The following is a 19585-nucleotide window of genomic DNA, read 5'->3' on the forward strand; positions in this document are numbered from 1 at the left end:
CCATGGCGCTGGGTTCTTCGCTTGCCGAGGCTCCCGCCACCGCGCGACGTTGAGCCGAGCCGCAATTTGCGGAGGTCTCGAACAGGCAGGACAGCGAACGTGGAGATTGTCGGATCCCAAGAGGACATACCACGCAATCCCGTGGGACAGGTTCTGACGCACGAAGGTCGCTCGATTGCGTTAGTCGACCTCGGCCGGGATGCCAGTGAGGCGTTGCGAGCGTCGTGGTCCGAGGATCGTCCGTTCGAGTCCGGCGGAGTAATCGAGAGCGGCTGGCTGCTCCCGACGCTCGGTGCCGGAAGCACGGCCGCGTCGTCGCTGCTCGCCGGCAATGTGTTCCTGGCGACAGCCAACCCGGCGAGCCTGATGACCATCGGGACGGGGGTCGGTTCAGCCGTCATGGGCCCTGCCGGGATCGTGGGACAAGCGCCGTTCGTTGCCGCGAGCAGCGCCCTTATGCCGGTTGTGGCGCCGGTGATGCTCTTCACGACCGTCTCGTCCTTGATGATCTGCGCTCGCCTCGACCGGGCGCAGAGGACGCTCGGACAGCTCGCCGAAGTGGTGGAGCGCGTACGCCGCCTCCTGGACGCCGAAGACTACGCCCGGTTCGAGACCGCGGCGGAGCGGATCGACGAAATCCGATCCGAATTCGAGCGCTGCCGGCGATTCGCCAGCGACGTGCCGGACAGGCTGGCCAGGGTCGAGCACGACGTGAGCCTGCTGCGCTCCAAGTACGGATTGCTGGCGACTGGAGACGTTCATTCGGAGGAAGACGCGACGTCCGCGGTGGCGGACCTCAATCGGTTCTTCCTGGCCAGTCTCTACGACATCCAGATCGACGTGCTGCAGCTGTACCTGGCGCTCCAGAGCGATCCGGACGTCGGGGAGTTCCGCCAATCGCGGCTGCGGGAGAAGATCGAACGGTACGGAGGGGGCTTTCGGCAGGTGCTCGATGACGACCGCGTCGGAGCTTACCACAGGAAGCTCAAGAGAGAGGCGGCCAAGTCGGGGTTGCCCCGACTCCTGGGTGACCTCCGCCTCCCCGGTGATCGGCGCCTCCCGCGCGGCGTGCGTCGTCTACTCGGAGGCCAACTGGCGGAGCGCGTGGAAAAGACCCGGCTCATTCGCAGCGATTTTGACGCGGTCCTGATGCACATTGAGCGCTGGATCGAGGCGTCCGAGGCTGCCACGGATGAATCGCGGCGACAGTCCATCGTCTTCTACCGCGAACCCGATGGCGAGCGCGCATTGCGCGCGTACCACACGGAAGGCGTTCGGTTGGAGCAGGCATCGCCGGGCGATCCCATCTGATGAACCCGACCGTGCAGCCGCGCACCCTCGGAAAGATCCTCCAGCTACAGAAAGACAGGCCCAGCGATTGCCACGACCTTCGCCTGACTATCCCGTGCTCCGCGCGGCTGCCCGATGGCGGGAGCGATGCCTGCGCAACGACGGATCCGTGTTCATCGAGAAGTCGCTTTGGGCAAGACTCGCCGTGGCGGCGATCAGTGCGTCACCATAGGTTGCCCCCGCTGCCCATCCGAACGTGGAGAAACCGACTTCCATTGTCCATCATCTACGCTGCGCGCAACCCAGCAATGCCGGGTCTCATCAAGATCGGGAAGACGGAGCAGGACACAGATGTGCGCTTATCACAGCTCTACACCACGGGAGTACCGGTGCCCTTCACATGCGTGATCGCCATTAGGCCGGAGCAGCCCGCAGCAGCCGTAGAACAAGCACTTCATCGAACGTTCGAACCGCACCGGCTGAACCCCGGCCGGGAGTTCTTCGAGATTGATCAGGAACAGGTTGTGGCAATCATGCAGCTGCTCGGGGAAGACGTGACCGACGAAGTTCAAGCTGTGGACGATAGCGACAGCGGGCTCACCGCGACCGATAGGTCAGCTCGTGAGCGTGCCGATCGGCGAAGGCCCAATTTCAACTTCAGCGACATGGGTCTTGAGCCGGGCACGGAACTGCGGTTCTACAACGACCAGACGAAGATCGTTGAAGTGGTCGATGAGCGGCGTGTTCGGATGAACGGTGACATCCTCTCCATGACCGAAGCAACGAAGCGCGCACGGGGCTCCGATTACGCTGTGGCTCCCATGCCCTGCTGGAGGACGGTGGAGGGCAAGTTGCTCAGCGAGATCTATAACGCTACCTACCCATATTAGATGATTAGTCGGGGCGTTTCCAGCTCACAAGCCCTTTCCGCCAATCTACGTCCAACAGCCGTGACCCAACGACCCCCGAACCTCCAGGAGATTTCACCGTGATCATGATCATGACAGACACCTTAGGAATCTGGAATGTCGCTGGTACGTGGGTCTCAGCACTCGGGACCGTTGGCGCCGTGGTCGTGTCGCTCTGGCTTGCCTGGCAGTCCGGTCGGCCTCGCGTTGACGCTGTGGTTCACCTAGGCACGCCGGTGCTAGGTGACGAGCCTCTCGAGAAGCAAATAGTGTTCGTTGTCAGGAATACTGGCCGTATGCCGGTGAGGGTGTCTGGCATTGGATGGACGGTCGGCAAGCGAAAAACGGAGAAGAGATCGTTTTTTCAGCTTCCATCCGATCTCACGAACCTTCCGACGGAGATCCCCGTTGGACAAGACACGACGATCATGGCTCCCGCCGGGCAAGTGAAATGCTGGTTCCAAGAACTCGACGCGCCGACGGAGCCGCTCAGGGCTCGCATCATTACACCCTTGCGTGAACATGCCGTTGACCCGCAATCCGATGTGATCGCCTACCTCAGCAGTTGACCGATGGATATGGACCTGGAGCCGGACGTTCTGGCGGAAACTGCGCGTTCCATCGCGGGAGGTGCCGCGGCCAGCTCCGAAGTCGTCCTCGACCATCTGCTGGACGCCGCGTCTTCGTTGCCGGAGCAGCGGGAGAGGCGCGGCGCCATCGGGACGCACGTGCGAAGCGAGGCGAGCCGATGGTCTCCGACTTCAGCCTGGCCGCCATGAGCGCGCGCATGGCGGGGGCGGGCTTCGACACCGTCGACGGCGTGACGATGATGGATCTCGGCGAGTGCTACGCGCGCGAACTGGGCCCGCTTCCGTTCGGGATTCCGGGGATGTTCGGCTGCGGTCTCTTCCAATGGGCCGAACCACCGCCGGAACCGGGGTGTTGAGCGGTCAAACGCCTTCTCTCCTGCTTCAGTCTTCATTCCACCGCCGCCAGCGCCGCCCTCCCGGCCGCAGTGGTCCGATACCGCTGCTTCCTGCTCGTAGGCGTGTCAGGGATGGTCATCTCAATCCACCCAGCTTCCATCATCGGTCTGAGAATCTGGTTCCTGAACTTGGTGCGGTCCTTTCTCCCCACCACCGCCATGAGTTCCGTGATGGGCCGCGCCGACAACGACTTCCGTAGAATCGCCACTTGGTGCCGACTTGGTGCCGACTTGGTGCCGACCCGGTCTCCGCCTGATCCCTCGGCGGTCGCGTCCGAACCCTCGCTGCGCTTTCCCGCCACGCCGACGCTCTCCAGGTAGTCATCCGAAAACCCAAACTCGAACCAAAGGCCTCCAGGCTCCAGGTGGATCTCCGGTTCCGGTGTCCCGGCCCTTCTGCAAGCACGAAGAACGCGGTCGATCCCGCGTCCCCACGACTCGATTTCGCCGGTCCAGAAGAAGGCGTTCGCGATGTCCGGGTTGTAGGGCCGGGACGGGTGCGGGCCCAGCAGCTTCTCGAGCGTCCAACCCTCAGGTAGAGAGCCCGGATTGTAGATGCGGAGGCGGTCATCGTGTACTCGAATCTGGATCGGCGCGGGGATCGCGTAGTCCCGGTGCACCACCGCATTCAGCAGCGCCTCCCGAAGCGCCGACTCGGGCATCGGATAGCTTTCCACCCTGTGGATCCCGTCGTAGCCGATGGCGCACGTCCCATTCGTTTCGGAAATAGCCGACCTTCACATGCGCGCCCGCCACGAACCGCTCCGGATCGCGATGGAACAGGAGAACGGACGCCTTCGTCAGGTAGTCGCCGTCCGTGAGACGCAGCTTCTCAATGAGACCGGCATCGTCGTCGTCGAGCGCGTTCCCCGAAAGCCTCCCCTCCTTCCTTGCCCGCTTGCGAAACCCGGCCATCGCGGCAACGACGCCGAGCAGGTCACGGAGCTTGTTCGGCAGTTCCTCCAGCAACCGTCTGCGTTCGCGGGCACCGACTCCCACGACCGTGCCCTCGTCGTCGCGGCCGATCTCCAGCGTGCCGCCATCCGCGTTGGCGAAGGCGCATACGGACTTGAGGTGGTCGTCCCGCCACGCGGTCTTCCATTCGAGGCGCTGTCCTTCGCTCATTGAGTCTCCTCGCCGCCGTCCGCTTCGGTGCGGTCCTCAGCCGCGGAGAGAAGTTCCCCCGACATGATAAAGATCTCCACAAAGGCTTTCATCGCACTTGAGGAGTGTGCACTCCTTCGTAGGCCAGCCGGAACACGGTGTCGCCCAGCCAGCGTTTGAAGTCGGTGTTGTCGACGAACTGTTTGAACAGCTCCGTGTCGTCCTTCATGATGCTCGTCATCACGCGCGCGAGCGCTCTGTCGTGCTCGATCCGGGCGTTCTCGCGGTCCGAGTTCTCCCGGGCGTTCTTGAAGGCGGTGTCCTGCGCCACCTTGGCCGGGATCGTCTCGGTGATCATCTGGCTGACCCGGTCGGCGTGCTGCCAGTCGATGCCGCCGAACAGGTCGTTGAACTGATCGATGATCGCCGACAGGCGGTCGATCTCGGCCTCGCCCTTGCCCGCGCCCCCGACGCCCGGCACCGGCTCGATCTCGGCGTCGTCGTCCTCCAGCATGATCTTCTGCATGGCGCGCTTCTCGACCCGGTAGCTGTCCATGTCGATCGTCTCGAGGATGCCCTTCGACAGGTCCTCCTCCACGGGCGACGGCAGCTTCGGGATCAGGAAGTTCAGGAAGATCGAGCGCTCCTCCCACTCCTGGTTGTTGTAGGTGAGGATCGAGGAGAGGAAGGCGTAGGTGCGGGCGAAGCCCTTGGCCTTGCTCTTGAACGCGACCTGCTCGTCCTCGCCCAGCTCGTTCACGTATACGGCGACGCAGCGGTCCAGGATGGGGTCGAGCCGCTCGCGCTCCACGCCGTCCAGGTACCGCTTCACGAACTCCCGGAGCTGGTCGGGCGAGTACACCTGGGCGCCGTCCAGGTCGGCCCGCAGGTCGTGGAGCTTGTTGGGGTCGGTCTCGTCGGCCAGGACCGTGGTGCGGTAGTAGGTCGAGAAGGCCTCGGTGATCGTCTCCGTGTCGTTCAGGAAGTCGAGCACGAACACATCGTGCTTCTTCGGGTGCGCCCGGTTGAGCCGTGACAGCGTCTGCACGGCCTTGATCCCGGAGAGGGTCTTGTCGACGTACATGGTGTGGAGGAGGGGTTCGTCGTAGCCGGTCTGGAACTTGTCCGCGCAGATGTCGGGGTGGAGGTTCTCGGCGGCGACTCGAAGGATGTGTGGCACGCCCTGTTCGAAGCCGCCCTCGAGCAGTCATCGAACGGGGGCGGGCTCGTGCCGTACTGGCTCTTTCCGCTCGAGGACGGCGCTTACATCGAGCGGCACGTGCCGGCGCTTCCGCTTAGCCGCGACGCGTCCCAACTCGAAGCGCTCAAGCGGTCCCTCGCCGTCTATCGGATGGTGTTCGGGCAGCCGCGGCAGGACGATCTGATGACCTTTCTCATGGAGCGCTGCAGCCCCGAGGTGTTGCGCCAGATCGAGCCGCTGCTGAGAATCGATTTGTCCCCAAGCAGTCAGGGGAAATCCGGGACACCCGGTCGGGGAGACGGGCCTCCGGGTGACGTCACGCCCGGACCACGTGACGCTCGCGCCTGCGATTAGCGACGCGCCGGATACCACTCCCGTAGCACGGTCCTAACCTTGGCAAACGCGGGGTCGCGGCATCCCTCGAGTGATGTGCCGGCGGCGATCTCACCGAAGATTCGGGCCGAGCGCCTCCGCCGCGTTTTTTGCAAGCATCTGAGCATGGCGGCCTTCGGATCGTGCGGCTTGGCCGACCCGGGGTTCCAGAGTTGCTCGGCGGCTAGCCAAGAGCGGAGCGCTTGATGCCCCTGCGTCCAACGCAACGCGGAGAGGACGGCGGGTGAATTGGACCAAACCCACGTCTCAACTTCCGGATCGATGACGACCACCCTTCCCCGGTCCTCCCAACCACTCTGATGGAGTTCGCGCTCGACAAACGCCTCAATGTCCTCCCGCGGCCCGACTCCTCCGCAGCCGACGCGGTCAAAAACCACGAGGGCATGACTGAATCGATTGCGGAAGGGTCTGAGGAAATCGGCGGCTTCAATCCGGCACCCGGGATCGCGGCGCGGATGCCGCCGGATCTCATGCCTAAACGGCGCTACCCCCAAAGCTTCGGGCCGGGCGAACAACTTCGCGAGAGCCTCCTCAATGTCTCGATCCGCAGCTAACGCGACCAGCCCGCCGGTGCCCGACTCGACGGTCACCCTATCACCCCTTTGGCGAACAGGACGGTCTTGTCGATCGAGCCTTGCCAATCTCGGAGGAGCGGGTGTTCGCTGCCGGCGACGACATCGCTCGCCCCGTCAGCGTTCTTGTCGAAGCAGAGAATCTCGGGTGGTTCCACCAGCGCGAGGAGCGATGGAGAGTGAGTAGTGACGAGCACCTGTGCCTCGTAAGCTGACGACAGCGAATCGCGGATTCCCTCCAAGGCAAGGGGATGGATTCCGTTTTCTGGTTCTTCGAGGAGGTATATTTCGCCGTTGCCAGGCATGTAGGCGAGAAGGGTCAAGGCCAGCAGTCGCAAGGTACCGTCGGATGCTGTCCATGACGGGACTTCCATTCTCGTATCGTACCGGAGCATGAGATACGCATGACGGTCCTCGGCTCGCACGATTACGGAGACGTCCTCCAAGTCGGCCAGAATGGTTCGCACGTGGCCCAACCATTCCTCATAGTCGGCCGGGTGGCGTTCGCGGAGACGCTTGATGACCCACGGCAGGTTGGACCCATCGACAGCGAACCCGTTCGTACCGAACTCGGGGGGGCTGGCGCGCCGCATGGCGACCGTGTCCAAAAAAACGGGCTTGATTCCAGCTTCAAGCTTACGCTTCACGTACGTGGCCACGGGGAACTTCTCGGGCGATTCCGGCAGGTTGCCCAAAGTGGAGCGGTACGGACCGAAGGCGATCGTCGTGACCCACCCCTTCCCCGCCTCTGGGGCCGTTTCGACATAGTAGCTGTCGGTGCCACGCGGCGACTTGCTCGCCACCGACCTCGTGCCACGCCTCCCTCTGCCCAACAATATGCTGGGCGGCGGCGCAAGAGGATCGGGGAACAACTTTTTTTGCGCCGGTGGCAGGTCCCTCCGTGGAGGCATCAACAGGGCGCGCTCGGACGTGATGCGAACGCCCTTCTCGTCCCCCCGGATGGCGATCTCATAGCGGAAGTTGCGGAAATCCTTCTCCGCCGGAAGTCTTTCACGGAGATTCTCGGGGACATCCAGCTCGATCGCCAATTCGAACCCCATGTCCCCTGACGGACGCCCCCACACCAGATCCTGGAAGTTCGATGTTCTTTCTCCGACCGCCGACTCCAGCCCGTCGCGAACCAGATCCCCAAGGAACGTGAACGCATCAAAGAGCGTACTCTTCCCGCTGGCGTTGGGACCGATGAGCACGTGGAAGCGATCAAGCGACACGTCAACGTACCGCAGGCATCGGTAGTTTAAGGCTTGGATCCTCCGGATCATGGCTTCTCTCCCCGGACATCGCGGGCGCGTGGCCCATCCCCCCGCGTACCGGGGTTACCCCGGCCGCCGAATCTGTAACGCCGGATCTCGCCCTTCACCGTCTTCACAAGCCCGGTCACGACGCGATCCCCTGGGGATACATGTAGCTCCGGTGCCCCCTATGGCAATGCGCGACCTCGACTTCGGGCATGGCGAGCCAAGTTCGACCCTCCGACATCCGGTCGTTTGCCGGCGGATTCGTCCGCTGGATCAATTCCTGGTGCTCGCGAGACATGCCGCGCGAAGCCAACTCAAGCCTGTCCCCGAAGAAGTCTTCCGCGATCATGCGCGCGACTTGGCTGGTCCCGAGAGTGGCCGGATGAAGCGCGGCGTCCACCTTTCCTGCTCAAGCGCAACCCCTTCTCAGCCGCTCGCGATACCAAGCTTGCTGGCGACCGACTCCCGCGATGTGTGCCAGGGGTCGATGAACGGTGGCGTCGGCATCGCGCAATCCCTGTTCAAGACCATACGTAACGTAGGTCGCACCGGCGTGGATCTCGATCAGCTTGTTTCGCAGCGAGGGGACCCGACTCTTCAATTCATCGAGTACGCGAGTCGACCAAGCTCGCCGGGGCTCAGCTCGAAGATCGTTCAACGCGAGGTTGTAGTAACCGATGCGTTCGTCAGGGTCCAGCAGTCCGTGCTTTGCGCTGAGTATGTACCACGGACAGCCCAAGCTCTCGGCGTAAGCCCTCCGGCAGCGCCAGAGGGGTGAGCTGTACAGATCCTTCGCCGCGCTCGTCGCCTCATGCTTGGTCTTCACGCACCCAACCAGCACGAGGTCGGGCCGCTGCCGCGACACCGCGGAAGACTCCGGTTCTTCAGACCCGTTCATGCTCCACCAAGTAGGTTCAACCCTCCGGCTGTGCAAGGTGGCTCGAGGGCCGCCACCCGACCGAACGCGGTGCTAGTCGATCGGAATGAAGACCTTCCGCAGGGGAATCATCGCTCGAGCCTCAGGTTCCAAACGCTCGTAGTGGTCCGTGAGAAGCTTGATGAACTCGTCGCGCGTTAGCGTGGTCACCGAGACCCCGGACGGCACTCGCTCAGCCTCGTAGAGTGCCTCCCGAGAGAACCCACCCGTTGAGACGAACAAGCCTCGGTCCCTTCCTCGCAGAGTTGCTATGAAGTTCCGCAGGTCGACCGCGCCCGCACGTTGATTTCGCTGCTTCACCTGGACCTTGATGCGCGGTGACTCAAGCCCAAGGGCATCGGACTGCGCGATCACATCCACTCCCCTGTCAGCTCCCGCAGCTGTGCGGCTAGCGAAATACCCCATGGCTCTCAGGAGAGCGGCGACGAGTTCCTCGAAGTCAAACGGATCCATGTGTGTGATCTTGTCCGAAATCAGCTCTTCGGCCTGTCCTCGCACTTCATCAAAGAGCTGGCTGCCCGCTCCCTCGTCAGACTCCGTGTCAGGATCGGGCTTGACTTCCTTGCCGGAGGCGAGCGCCTCGATCTCCGCCCTGTGTTCGTTCATTGAGAAGAGCGTCAGAGTGCTGCCGGCGCTGTTTCTGGCCTGCACGGAGAGCTTGTCCCGCGAGATGCGAGTCGTCCAAGAGACCGGGCGGATGTGATGAAGCTCACGGTCCTGGCTGGGCTCGTAGCGGTACGGCCCGGCGCAGGTCCCGATCATGATTTCTCGCGTGTCCTGGATCGGCGTGAGGATCGTGTCCCCTTGCTTGATCTCGTGAACGAAGCGGTAGAGCTGGCTCGCCCAGTTGACTGCTCGCCCCTTCTTCATGTTCGGGTATTGACGCGTCAACACCGACAGGACTGCGTCGCGTGACTTCAAACCCGAGGCGTTCTCCTCTATGCCAAAGCCAATTGCAGCAATCCCAGCTTCTTCGAATTCATCGGCATAGGTGCCGCCCGTCCCCGCCCGCACGACCCAGATGTTGACCACGTGGAACTCCCTTCCTTGAATCTTTGAGCCGATCGGCATCTGCACGCAGCCCGGGCGGGATGGTCCTATTCAGCACCCGCTGCCGTGTAGGCCAGCCGGAACACCGTGTCGCCGAGCCAGCGCTTGAAGTCGGTGTTGTCGACGAACTGTTTGAACAGCTCGGTGTCGTCCTTCATGATGCTCGTCATCACCCGCGCGAGGGCCCGGTCGTGTTCGATGCGGGCGTTCTCGCGGTCCGAGTTCTCGCGGGCGTTCTTGAAGGCGGTGTCCTGCGCCACCTTGGCGGGGATCGTCTCGGTGATCATCTGGCTGACGCGGTCGGCGTGCTGCCAGTCGATGCTGCCGAACAGGTCGTTGAACTGGTCGATGATGGCCGAGAGGCGGTCGATCTCGACCTCGCCCTTGCCCGCGCCCCCGACGCCCGGCACCGGCTCGATCTCGGCGTCCTCGTCTTCCAGCATCATCTCCCGTATCGCGCGCTTCTCGACCCGGTAGCTGTCCATGTCGATCGTCTCGAGGATGCCCTTCGACAGGTCCTCCTCCACGGGGGACGGCAGCTTCGGGATCAGGAAGTTCAGGAAGATCGAGCGCTCCTCCCAGTCCTGGTTGTTGTAGGTGAGGATCGAGGAGAGGAAGGCGTAGGTGCGGACGAAGCCCTTGGCCTTGCTCTTGAACGCGACCTGCTCGTCCTCGCCCAGCTCGTTCACGTACACCGCAACGCAGCGGTCCAGAATGGGGTCGAGCCGCTCGCGCTCCACGCCGTCCAGATACCGCTTCACGAACTCTCGGAGCTGGTCGGGCGAGTACACCTGGGCGCCGTCCAGGTCGGCCTGCAGGTCGTGGAGCTTGTTGGGGTCGGTCTCGTCGGCCAGGACCGTGGTGCGGTAGTAGGTCGAGAAGGCCTCGGTGATCGTCTCCGTGTCGTTCAGGAAGTCGAGCACGAAGACATCGTGCTTCTTCGGGTGCGCCCGGTTGAGCCGCGACAGCGTCTGCACCGCCTTGATCCCCGAGAGGGTCTTGTCGACGTACATGGTGTGGAGGAGGGGTTCGTCGTAGCCGGTCTGGAACTTGTCCGCGCAGATGAGGAAGCGGTACGGATCCTCCTGGAACCTCTCGGCGATCCTGGACGACGGGAACCCGTTCAGCGTGCTTTCGCTCACCTTCTCCCCGCCGTAGTCCCTCTCCCCCGAGAACGCGACGATCGCCTCGTGCGGGCTCTTGCGCTCCTTCAGGTAGTCGCGGATGGCGTGGTAGTACTGGATCGCGCGCTCGACCCCGTTGGTGACCACCATCGCCCGCGCCCGGCCGTCGATCTTGCGCTGGGCGACGACCTGCTCGTGGTAGTGGTCGACCATGATCTCGGCCTTGAGCCGGATCGCGTGCTCGTGCCCCTCCACGTAGCGCCGGAGCTTCTTGCGGGCCTTCCCGACGTCGAACTCCGGGTCGCCCTCCACCGTCTTGGCGAGCTTGTAGTAGCTCTTGACCGGCGTGTAGTGCTTGAGCACGTCCAGGATGAACCCTTCCTGGATCGCCTGCTTCATGCTGTAGTTGTGGAACGGCAGGTGCCGGACCGTGTCGTCGCTCTGACGGTCCGGATCCCCGAAGATCTCCAGCGTCTTGTTCTTCGGCGTGGCCGTGAAGGCGTAGTAGCTGGCGTTGGGGAGCAGCTTGCGCGACTCCATCAAGCGCCGGAGCCGCTCGTCGTAGGGCTCGTCCTCTCCCGCCTCGTCCGACTCCCCCAGCACGGCCGAGACCGCCGAACTGGTCTTTCCGCCCTGGCTCGAATGCGCCTCGTCGATGATCATCGCGAAGGTGCGCCCGCGATGCTCGTTGCCGATCTCCTCGCGGACGAAGGGGAACTTCTGGATCGTCGAGATGATGATCTTTTTCCCCTGCGTGATGAACCTGCGCAGGTCGCCCGACTTCTCGGCGTGCCCCACCGTGGACCCCACCTGCGCGTACTGCCGGATCGTGTCGCGGATCTGCTTGTCCAGGATCCGGCGGTCGGTGACGACGATGATGGAGTCGAAGATGGGCCTGCCGTCCCTTTCGAGCGGGATCAGCTGATGGGCCAGCCAGGCGATCGAATAGCTCTTGCCGCTGCCGGCCGAGTGCTGGATCAGGTACCGCTTCCCCGCCCCGTGCGCGCGGGCATCCTCCAAGAGCCCTCGCACCACGTCGAGCTGCTGGTACCTCGGCCAGATCTGGACCTTCTTCTTCCTGCCGGTCTTCGCGTTCCTCGGCGCCACCACCTGCGCGTAGTTCTCCAGGATGTTGGCCACGCTCGCCCGAGTAAGGACCTCGCGCCACAGGTATTCCGACTTGAGGCCATTGGGGTTGGGCGGATTGCCTGCACCGCGCCGCCAGCCGCAGTTGAAGGGCAGGAACCACGACGCCTTCCCGCGGAGGTGGGTGCAGAAGTGGACTTCGTTCTCGTCGACCGCGAAGTGCGCCACGCAGCGTCCGAACCGGAAGAGGGGCTCGCTCGGGCTGCGGTCCCGCCTGTACTGCTGGATCGCGTCTTGGAAAGTCTGCTTCGTGAGGCTGTTCTTCAGCTCGAAGGTGAAGACGGGGAGCCCGTTGATGAAGAGCCCGATGTCGAGCGAGCGCTGGGTGTCGTCCCGGCTGTACCGAAGCTGCCGGGTGACGCTGAACTGGTTCTGGCGGAAGCGCCGCTGGGCCGTCTCGTTCCGGGCGGAGGGCGTGCCGTAGAAGAGGTCGAGGTCGTGGGGGCCGTGCTTGATCCCGTTGCGCAGGACGTCGATCGTGCCGCGCTTGCCGATCTCCCCTTGGAGGCGGGCGAGAAACTTGCGCCGGGTTGGGCCGTCTTCGTCGAGGCGGATAGCGGGAGCGGTGTCCGGCTGGGTGGCGTGGAGGAAGGTGCGGAGTTGGATCAGGTCGACGCAGTACTCGCGGTTGTAGTCGTGATGATTGCCGGGGGACCAGCCGACGCCGCCGTAGGGGGCAAGGCGTTCCCCGACGGTGCCACCGGATGGGGGATCGCAGGGGTCGCCGGTCAGGGCCTCGCAGATGAGGCGTTCGAGGCCGCGTTCGGTGAGATCCGTGGTCATGGGTGAATGGGTTGGAGTTCGGCGTCAGGCTCCACAACTGGCACTCCTGACTCCTCGGAGGTATCACCGGAAGCGATGCGGCCCATGTCAGAGACGCTGGCAGCCGCCTCGCGGACATCGACCTTGCCGGTGACGACATCGGCAATCAGCCGAGAGCGGTACTCGCCGAGTAGCCGGATCTGCTTCGCGGCACCAGCGATCGCGGATTGGATAGCGTCGGTCCTCGACCGCACATGTCCCATAATTGCCCCTTGCTCCCACACGCTGGGAAGTGCAAACCGGAAGCACTTGATCTGCTCAGGACTCAGATGGGGAACGCTAATTCCCGTGACAATCGGGGCCAAATAGTCAGAAAATCCCTTGCCGCCTAGGAGTGCCATAGCGAAATCGCGCGTCAGGGCTTCGCCAACGCGGATCCGTGCAACACGCTGTAGAAGCAGCGAGGGTACATCTGATGGAGTAATGACTGCTACACGAGTTCCTCTTCGAATAATCGGACGATCCATCCCCATCACTATGTCCCCAACTAGCAGCCGGTACTCCATGAAGCTGTCGACGTCTTGCGCAGACCACCGAACAACCGCGTCCCACCGCAGTCCGCTCGGCGTTATGTTCACGCCACGAAGAAGCCGTATGTCGTCCTCAGACTGCGTGAACCCTTCGCTCTTGAATGCGAAACCAACTGTAAGATTCACGAGTCTTCCCAGGCGAGACACTTCCCAATGCTCCGGCACCTCACCCAGCCACTCCACGCCGGAGTCCTTGTAGGCCGGATATGGCTGACCGGTCCGAACATCGATCTGGCCTGTGACGGCTTGGTGAACGATGGCCTGCTTCTGCTCCTCCAGCAGCGCAATCAGCTTCTCTTTGGCGCGGATGAAGCGTCGGATGCGCCGATCGGCGTGGTCGAGGAAGCGGGCGATGGCGGTCTGCTCGGATAGAGGTGGGAGGGGGATTCTCATCGACCTGATCGCGTTGCGCGAGAGGCCATACCGTGTTACGCCTGCTGCTGCCACCTGACATTGCCATGCCACATGGGAATCCTTCAGCGCTTGGAACAGATACCCCCCGTCGAGGAATGTCGCATTGGGCCTGAGCATCGCCAGGTGGTATCCACAGACGAGATCGTCGGCGGCATACTCCACGATTGCCGGAACCCCAATGTCCGTCCAGTCCTCGGAGTCCTTGGTGACGAGAACGTCCCCGACGGCTAGCCGGAACCTCCGCATCTCCCGCCCCGTAGCGGTTGCGGGCATGAACGGTAGATTGGCCGTGATCCGCTCGTCGTGGTACACGTCGACGTAGTTGCACAACCGAACGGGCGATTCCCCTTCACGGACATGCTTATCGACGCTGCTGACCCGAAGGTCGGCAACCGTCGCCACGCGCCGCACTTCCCAGTGCTCTGGCACGTCCCCCAGCCACTCGACACCGGAGTCCTTGTAAGCGGGATAAGGTCCGATAGCAGGCGGGCAACCGCTCGCACCCATGGTTGCTCCAGTTCGAATGCCGCACTCGTGGGCCATCATGGCTGACTCTTCACAAACCTGCGGGTGGCATAGGTGCGCTCGACCACGCCGACAATCCAGTGCTCCATGCCCAGGAAGGATACGTGTCGTACGCCCACTCCGCCTTAGCCGCACTGCTCACGAGCCGGTCACTTTCTCGAACCAGAGGATGGCCGCCTCCCCCGCCTTGCGGCTGATCTCGTCGACGCTGCGGCTATGGCGGATACCGTTGCGAAGTTCAGCGAGCTCTCCGAAGTGCTTCAGGAGCGTCCCCTTGCTGGCGAAGCGTACTTCGAAGAGTCGCCAGAGCATCTTGTTCGTAATCGTGTCCTGAAGCTCCCGCAGGTCGGCGTACTCGAGCTTGCCACCGAGCGACTCGTAGTGTGCGCCGTCGAGCGTGGCGTTCCTCCGAAAGGCCTGCTGCAACCGCTCCTCGATCTTCTGCCGCACATGCGGGGGCAGCTGAGCCGGGTCGCCGTCCAGTGCGGCATCGACGACGCGTCGCAAGTCCAGTTCAATCGCTTCGATTCTGGCGTCCAGCTCGCGGAGGCGCGGTGGAAGATCGAGCCGTTCCTTCACCAGCAGATCCTCGATGGCAGCCCGAAGCGTGTGTTCGCGCACAGTAAGGAAAGCTTCGAAATCGTCCTTCGTGAACGGGTCGCGCAACAGGATATCGAATGCCGGTGGGGACACGAAGTGCGACTCCAAGATGGCCCGCACACTGGTCTCGCCACTCTGACCGATCAGCTCGGGCAGGTATTCGCTCGGGATACGCCCGCGAATAACCTTGCGGTTCGTGTCGGCGGTGAGGGAGGTCCGGTTGAGGACGGTGTCGATGGACCTGCCGAGGCCCTCCTCCTTGCCCCAGCTCTTCGGAACGATGTGGTGATCGTCCAGATCGCCGTACTGCGGTGGGTTGCCGGTTATCCAGTCCGGGGCGCCGTTCAACACCAGCAGATTGAAGATTCCGTTGTAGACCGAAGTGCCCCGCTTGGTTTCCCGACGCAGGTCCAAGGTCTTGAAGCGAGCTCGGAACTCGGCGACAAGGCCCGGCTCCGCATCGTCATCAGCGAACCAGGCCTTCACGTCGAGGTAGTCGCGCGCACTGGTGGATTCCACCGACCCCGAATAGCGGTTGGTGAAGACGCTGGCCCAGTACCAATGCCGTACTTTGCGCTGCGCGGCAAGCTGGCGGGGAGCCGGGAGTCGCCTCAGAGTGGCCTGGAGCGCCGCGAACGCAGGCAGAATCGAAACGTAGGGCAAGTATTGCGACGAAATCGCGCCGAACCCCTGCGGATGGCGCAGCAGTCTTATTGCACTCTCCACCGCCGCGACTGCGTCTTCCCACCGTCGCTTGAAGTCCGCAACATCAGGGACGAGAATCTCCTTGCGCAGCGAGCCGTCGGATCCGCGCAGCGTCCTCTCCTGGCCCGGCAACAGATAATAGAGGTATTTGGGTGAGCAATACGCCTGACGCAAAATGGACATCACCTGCAGCAGGTAGACATTCATGCGTTTCGTGTCGACGAATTCGAACCGCGGTGCCGCCGAGCGCCAAAGATGCTTGAGCTGAAGACCCTTAGGTTTCAATAGTGCGTTGATCAGGTCGAAGATGTCGAGGCGAGTCCCGCGGCTGTTGATTTGCGTGAAAATGTCGCAGACTTTGTCGATTTCGAGATCTTGGTCGAGTTGAATGTAGGTGATCTGATACTCCTGAGTGATGGCCCTTAGGTGCTCTCCGAACTCACGAGCGTCGGTCGCCCGCCGTTCCGCCTCACGAGCCGCGACATCGTCGCCTGCCTTCCTTGCAGACTCTGCCTTGGTGTTCCAATGTTCCTCGTAGTCCCGTACCCAAAACGCGATCCCAAAACCACCGTGCTGACCGACGACCGAGACAGGGAAGCGGTGGTTGTCGAACTGAGCACTTCGATCTTCGAGTAGCTTCTCGCCCCCGCGGGTCCAGTCGTACTCGAAGGCCTCGTCGTAGGCCTCTTCCATGAATCGGTCGATGCGAATGAAGTACAGATAACGGTTTTTTCGCTTCGGGAGCGGCTTGTTTGGAGCGACAAACACGTAGTGCATCGCTGTCAGCCGCTGCTGGCCGTCCAGCACGATGTCCCGCCCGTCGCCGCCGGCATCGCAACCGTAGATCGGCTCGCAGGCAAGCGCTGCGAAGTTGTCGGGTCTACCCTTCCATAGCAGCAGGCTGCCGATGTAGTAGTCGAGGAAAATCGATCGAACGAGTTGTCGGATGTCCCATGGCTCCCACTCGAATTCGCGCTGGAAGTCAGGGATTACGAACCGGCCTCGTCGTAGATCTCCAATGAGCGCCGGCAAACCGATATGACCGGGCTGCGGAGCGCCCTTCATCGCGTCATTCCTTCGGCGGGGACGCCGGTTCGCGCAAGGGCGTCGCGCCCGAGCGCCTGGGCGTCGTATCCGCCTTCGGGAGCCCCGGTTGCGTCGACGATGATGTCGCTACGGTTCATCTTCTCTTCCTTCCGGTGCGATGCGTTTCCTGGATATCGGGCTCCGACATTCCATACTCAAGCGCCCTGGGATCGCGGGCGTCAATGGAGCCGTAGCCCATAAGGCGGTTGACCTCGTTGTGCCAACGGACCCTCTCCCAATTGAGGATACGGCGATTCCAGCTCCCCAACACGTCCGCGCCGGCAACCGTGGCAGCGGCAACGTGCCGGGCGTCGCCCCGCCTCGGCCCGGTGACCACACCGCTCTCAACGTACTTGTCTGCAAGCTCGTGAACCTCGGTCGTGACCGAAACTCGTTCCGCATGGGGCAGGATAGAAGCGTCCATGACTTCGTGCACGTCGGCGGGCGCGTCCCGCAACTCATCCACCGTCAAGTCCGACACCGCCAGGACCACCTCGTCGCGAACTGCCTGCCTGATCAGACCGTGCAGCGGCCCTGCGCCCCGGGGATCCTGGTACGCGCGGATGATCGTGGCGTCCAGGTACACCCTGAGCTTCGCGGCGCTCTCGATCGGCTCGCCCGCCGGACGCCCGGACATCATTCTCCCCACACAACCCCATCCAGCAGCCCTGCCGCTTCCCGCTCGACGGCCGCGATGTCCGACCGAATCTCCTCCAGCGTCCGCATCGGCTCGGGCTGGTAGAAGTACCGGTTGAAGCTGATCTCGTAGCCGGTCTTGACGCTCTTCGGGACGTACCAGGCGTCCTCGGCGTACGGAAGCACCTCGCGACGCAGGAACCCCTCGATGCCGCCTTCCTCCTGCAACGGAATCTGCTCGGTGTCACGCAGTTGAGTATCCGGCTCGTACTCGACGACTCGCGAGCCGCCGCCAACCTCGTAAAGACCCTGGATCGGATCGGCGACCGTACCGCGCCGATGCGTCTTCTTGATCATCGGCGCGGCCGTCGCGTCCAGTTCCGCCAGCGAGGTTTGCAGCAGCCGCTTCCGCTTCGCGGTCATCTTGACCCGATGGAGCGGCATTTCTTCCTTCACCGCTTCCAGGAAGTGGTTGAAGTCGAGGTGGGGACCCTGCCCAAGGCGCGGCGCCAGCGACTCGACCGCGTTTCCAAGTTGTTCCTCGTCCATTTCAAGGCAGGCATCGAAGAACGCGTCTCTCCTTTGCTCGGACAGATCTACCGCCAAGCGCAGCGGCCGCTCCACGGTCACCTTCCAGTACCCGAACGCCTCGTTGTCGAAGATCTTGCTCTCCTCGGTCTCCTCGAAATCGAGGAACGTCCGGCAAATCCTCTCGATGTCCTCCTCGCCAAGCTCGCAGTTCTTTTTCCCAAGATTCTTCCGGAGCGGCCGGAACCATTTCGTGGCGTCGATCAGTTGCACCTTGCCCTTCCGGTGCTCGGGCTTCCGGTTCGTGAGCACCCAGACGTAGGTGGCGATGCCGGTGTTGTAGAACATGTTGAGCGGCAGGGCGACGATCGCCTCCAGCCAGTCGTTCTCGATGATCCAGCGGCGGATGTTGCTCTCGCCCTGCCCCGCCGACCCGGTGAAGAGCGAACTGCCGTTGTGGATCTCGGCGATGCGGCTCCCGAGCCGGGTCTCCCGCTTCATCTTGGAGAGCTTGTTGGCCAGGAAGAGCATCTGGCCGTCGCTGGAGCGAGTGACCAGGGAGTACTCGGGATCGTCCGCGTGCTCGATCACGAACCGGTGGTCCCGCATGTCCTTCTTGCCGCCCATGCGCTCGAGGTCCGTCTTCCAGCTCTTCCCGTACGGCGGGTTGGAGAGCATGAAGTCGAACTCGCGCGTCGGGAAGGCGTCGTTGGAGAGCGTGGAGTGCTCCGGTCCGCCCACGATGTTGTCGGCGGCCTCGCCTTCGCCCTTCAGCAGGAGGTCGGCCTTGCAGATGGCGTAGGTCTCGGCGTTGATCTCCTGGCCGAAGAGGTGGGTGGACGCCTGCTTGCCTCGCTCCTCCGCGAGTGCTGCAAGCACATCCTCGCCCACGGTCAGCATGCCGCCGGTCCCGCACGCGCCGTCGTACAGCAGATAGGTGCCGTCGTCGATCTCGTCGGCGACCGGGAGGAAGACCAGCTTCGCCATGAGCTCCACGGCGTCGCGCGGCGTGAAGTGCTCGCCCGCCTCCTCGTTGTTTTCCTCGTTGAAGCGCCGGATCAGCTCCTCGAAGACGGTGCCCATGCCGTGGTTGTCGAGCTTGGGATGCCGAACCGTGCCGTCGGTGTTCCTGACCGGCTCCGGACTCAGGTTGATGTCCGGCGAGGTGAGCTTCTCGATCAGCGAGCCGAGAGCGTCGGCCTTGGAGAGCCTCGGGATCTGGTTGCGGAACTCGAAGTTCTCGAGGATGTCCTGCACGCTGGGCGAGAACCCGTCGAGGTAGTCCTCGAAGTCTGCCCTGAGCTGCTGTCGGCTGGCCCGCGCCCGCAAGTCATGCAGGGTGAACTTCGACGTGTTGTAGAATGGCTGCTCCGCGGCCTCCCGAAGGGCCACCCTCTGGTCGGCGATCCCCATCTCGTCCAGCGCGTCCTTCATGTCCAGGACGGCCTGCTTGGTGGGCTCCAGCACCGCGTCGAGCCGCCGCAGCACGGTCATGGGAAGGATCACGTCACGGTACTTGCCGCGCACGTAGACATCGCGGAGCACGTCATCCGCGATCCCCCAGATGTAGTTGGTGATCCAGTGCAGATCGGCGTTGGTCATGTCTCGCTTCTTTCCTCCTTCGAATCCTCACGTAGGCTTGAACGTGGCGGATCTCAGCCATCAACCATTCCGGGAACCTGTTGGCAGATTCAGGTACGGCAGCGGACACACCCACGGCAAGACCCCCAAAAGGGGGTTCGGGGCGCGAACATCGCCTCGTCGGCGGGC

The 19585-nt window shown here is 63.1% G+C and carries 18 protein-coding genes and 1 pseudogene; 5 read left to right on the forward strand and 14 right to left on the reverse strand.

Going from position 1 to position 19585, the window contains the following annotated elements:
* Positions 1-141: 141 nt before the first annotated feature.
* The 4 genes from ACOOHF_RS17380 (at position 142) to ACOOHF_RS17395 (ending at position 3144) form a co-directional block, all read left to right on the forward strand.
* Entirely contained in the window at positions 142-1311 is a 1170-nt protein-coding gene (locus tag ACOOHF_RS17380; protein ID WP_420462677.1) for a hypothetical protein, read from the forward strand.
* Positions 1312-1565: 254 nt separating this feature from the next.
* Entirely contained in the window at positions 1566-2180 is a 615-nt protein-coding gene (locus ACOOHF_RS17385) for a GIY-YIG nuclease family protein (protein WP_420462678.1), read from the forward strand.
* Positions 2181-2278: 98 nt separating this feature from the next.
* A complete protein-coding gene (locus tag ACOOHF_RS17390) occupies positions 2279-2767 on the forward strand; it encodes a hypothetical protein (RefSeq protein ID WP_420462679.1) in 489 nt (162 codons plus the stop codon).
* A gap of 179 nt (positions 2768-2946) precedes the next feature.
* The gene (locus ACOOHF_RS17395; RefSeq protein WP_420462680.1) at positions 2947-3144 is read left to right on the forward strand and encodes a hypothetical protein; all 198 of its coding nucleotides are present in this window, start codon (positions 2947-2949) and stop codon (positions 3142-3144) included.
* Positions 3145-3176: 32 nt separating this feature from the next.
* On the opposite strand, the gene ACOOHF_RS17400 is transcribed toward ACOOHF_RS17395, so the two are convergent.
* From ACOOHF_RS17400 to ACOOHF_RS17410, 3 genes and pseudogenes are all read right to left on the reverse strand, one after another.
* Positions 3177-3845, reverse strand: a complete 669-nt coding sequence (locus tag ACOOHF_RS17400) for an ATP-binding protein (RefSeq protein ID WP_420462681.1) — start codon at positions 3843-3845, stop codon at positions 3177-3179.
* A complete protein-coding gene (locus ACOOHF_RS17405; protein WP_420462682.1) occupies positions 3751-4308 on the reverse strand; it encodes a helix-turn-helix domain-containing protein in 558 nt (185 codons plus the stop codon). Before ACOOHF_RS17405 ends, ACOOHF_RS17400 begins: the two co-directional genes overlap by 95 nt.
* Before the next feature lie 88 nt (positions 4309-4396).
* Positions 4397-5422: pseudogene (locus ACOOHF_RS17410) on the reverse strand (type I restriction enzyme subunit R domain-containing protein); the annotation flags it as partial.
* 36 nt (positions 5423-5458) lie between these two features.
* Between ACOOHF_RS17410 and ACOOHF_RS17415 the strand changes: the two are divergent.
* Positions 5459-5842, forward strand: a complete 384-nt coding sequence (locus ACOOHF_RS17415; protein ID WP_420462683.1) for a hypothetical protein — start codon at positions 5459-5461, stop codon at positions 5840-5842.
* On the opposite strand, the gene mads4 is transcribed toward ACOOHF_RS17415, so the two are convergent.
* The 11 genes from mads4 to ACOOHF_RS17470 all read right to left on the reverse strand — a co-directional run bounded on the left by mads4 (position 5839) and on the right by ACOOHF_RS17470 (position 19417).
* Positions 5839-6471 carry a methylation-associated defense system protein MAD4 gene (gene mads4, locus ACOOHF_RS17420; protein WP_420462684.1) on the reverse strand — a complete coding sequence of 211 codons (633 nt, stop codon included), beginning with the start codon at positions 6469-6471 and terminating at the stop codon, positions 5839-5841. The genes ACOOHF_RS17415 and mads4 overlap by 4 nt on opposite strands.
* Positions 6468-7736 carry a methylation-associated defense system AAA family ATPase MAD3 gene (mads3, locus tag ACOOHF_RS17425; RefSeq protein ID WP_420462685.1) on the reverse strand — a complete coding sequence of 423 codons (1269 nt, stop codon included), beginning with the start codon at positions 7734-7736 and terminating at the stop codon, positions 6468-6470. The genes mads4 and mads3 overlap by 4 nt, the downstream gene beginning before the upstream one ends.
* 115 nt (positions 7737-7851) lie before the next feature.
* Complete coding sequence (locus ACOOHF_RS17430) at positions 7852-8061, reverse strand: hypothetical protein (RefSeq protein WP_420462686.1); 210 nt, start codon at positions 8059-8061, stop codon at positions 7852-7854.
* 60 nt (positions 8062-8121) lie between these two features.
* Positions 8122-8610, reverse strand: a complete 489-nt coding sequence (locus ACOOHF_RS17435) for a DUF6884 domain-containing protein (RefSeq protein WP_420462687.1) — start codon at positions 8608-8610, stop codon at positions 8122-8124.
* 72 nt (positions 8611-8682) lie between these two features.
* Positions 8683-9681, reverse strand: a complete 999-nt coding sequence (locus ACOOHF_RS17440; RefSeq protein ID WP_420462688.1) for a restriction endonuclease — start codon at positions 9679-9681, stop codon at positions 8683-8685.
* Positions 9682-9746: 65 nt separating this feature from the next.
* Positions 9747-12752, reverse strand: coding sequence for a type I restriction endonuclease subunit R (locus ACOOHF_RS17445; protein ID WP_420462689.1), 3006 nt, complete (start codon positions 12750-12752; stop codon positions 9747-9749).
* Positions 12749-14281: a restriction endonuclease subunit S gene (locus ACOOHF_RS17450; protein ID WP_420462690.1), complete on the reverse strand. Its 1533-nt coding sequence runs from the start codon at positions 14279-14281 to the stop codon at positions 12749-12751. The genes ACOOHF_RS17445 and ACOOHF_RS17450 overlap by 4 nt, the downstream gene beginning before the upstream one ends.
* Positions 14282-14398: 117 nt before the next feature.
* Positions 14399-16630: a GmrSD restriction endonuclease domain-containing protein gene (locus ACOOHF_RS17455; protein ID WP_420462691.1), complete on the reverse strand. Its 2232-nt coding sequence runs from the start codon at positions 16628-16630 to the stop codon at positions 14399-14401.
* Positions 16627-16749, reverse strand: a complete 123-nt coding sequence (locus ACOOHF_RS17460; protein WP_420462692.1) for a hypothetical protein — start codon at positions 16747-16749, stop codon at positions 16627-16629. The genes ACOOHF_RS17455 and ACOOHF_RS17460 overlap by 4 nt, the downstream gene beginning before the upstream one ends.
* The gene (locus ACOOHF_RS17465; RefSeq protein WP_420462693.1) at positions 16746-17300 is read right to left on the reverse strand and encodes a hypothetical protein; all 555 of its coding nucleotides are present in this window, start codon (positions 17298-17300) and stop codon (positions 16746-16748) included. Before ACOOHF_RS17465 ends, ACOOHF_RS17460 begins: the two co-directional genes overlap by 4 nt.
* Positions 17288-19417: a type I restriction-modification system subunit M gene (locus ACOOHF_RS17470; RefSeq protein WP_420462694.1), complete on the reverse strand. Its 2130-nt coding sequence runs from the start codon at positions 19415-19417 to the stop codon at positions 17288-17290. The genes ACOOHF_RS17465 and ACOOHF_RS17470 overlap by 13 nt, the downstream gene beginning before the upstream one ends.
* Positions 19418-19585: the final 168 nt, after the last annotated feature.

The sequence above is a fragment of the Candidatus Palauibacter sp. genome (genome assembly GCF_965216145.1).
GTDB lineage: Bacteria > Gemmatimonadota > Gemmatimonadetes > Palauibacterales > Palauibacteraceae > Palauibacter.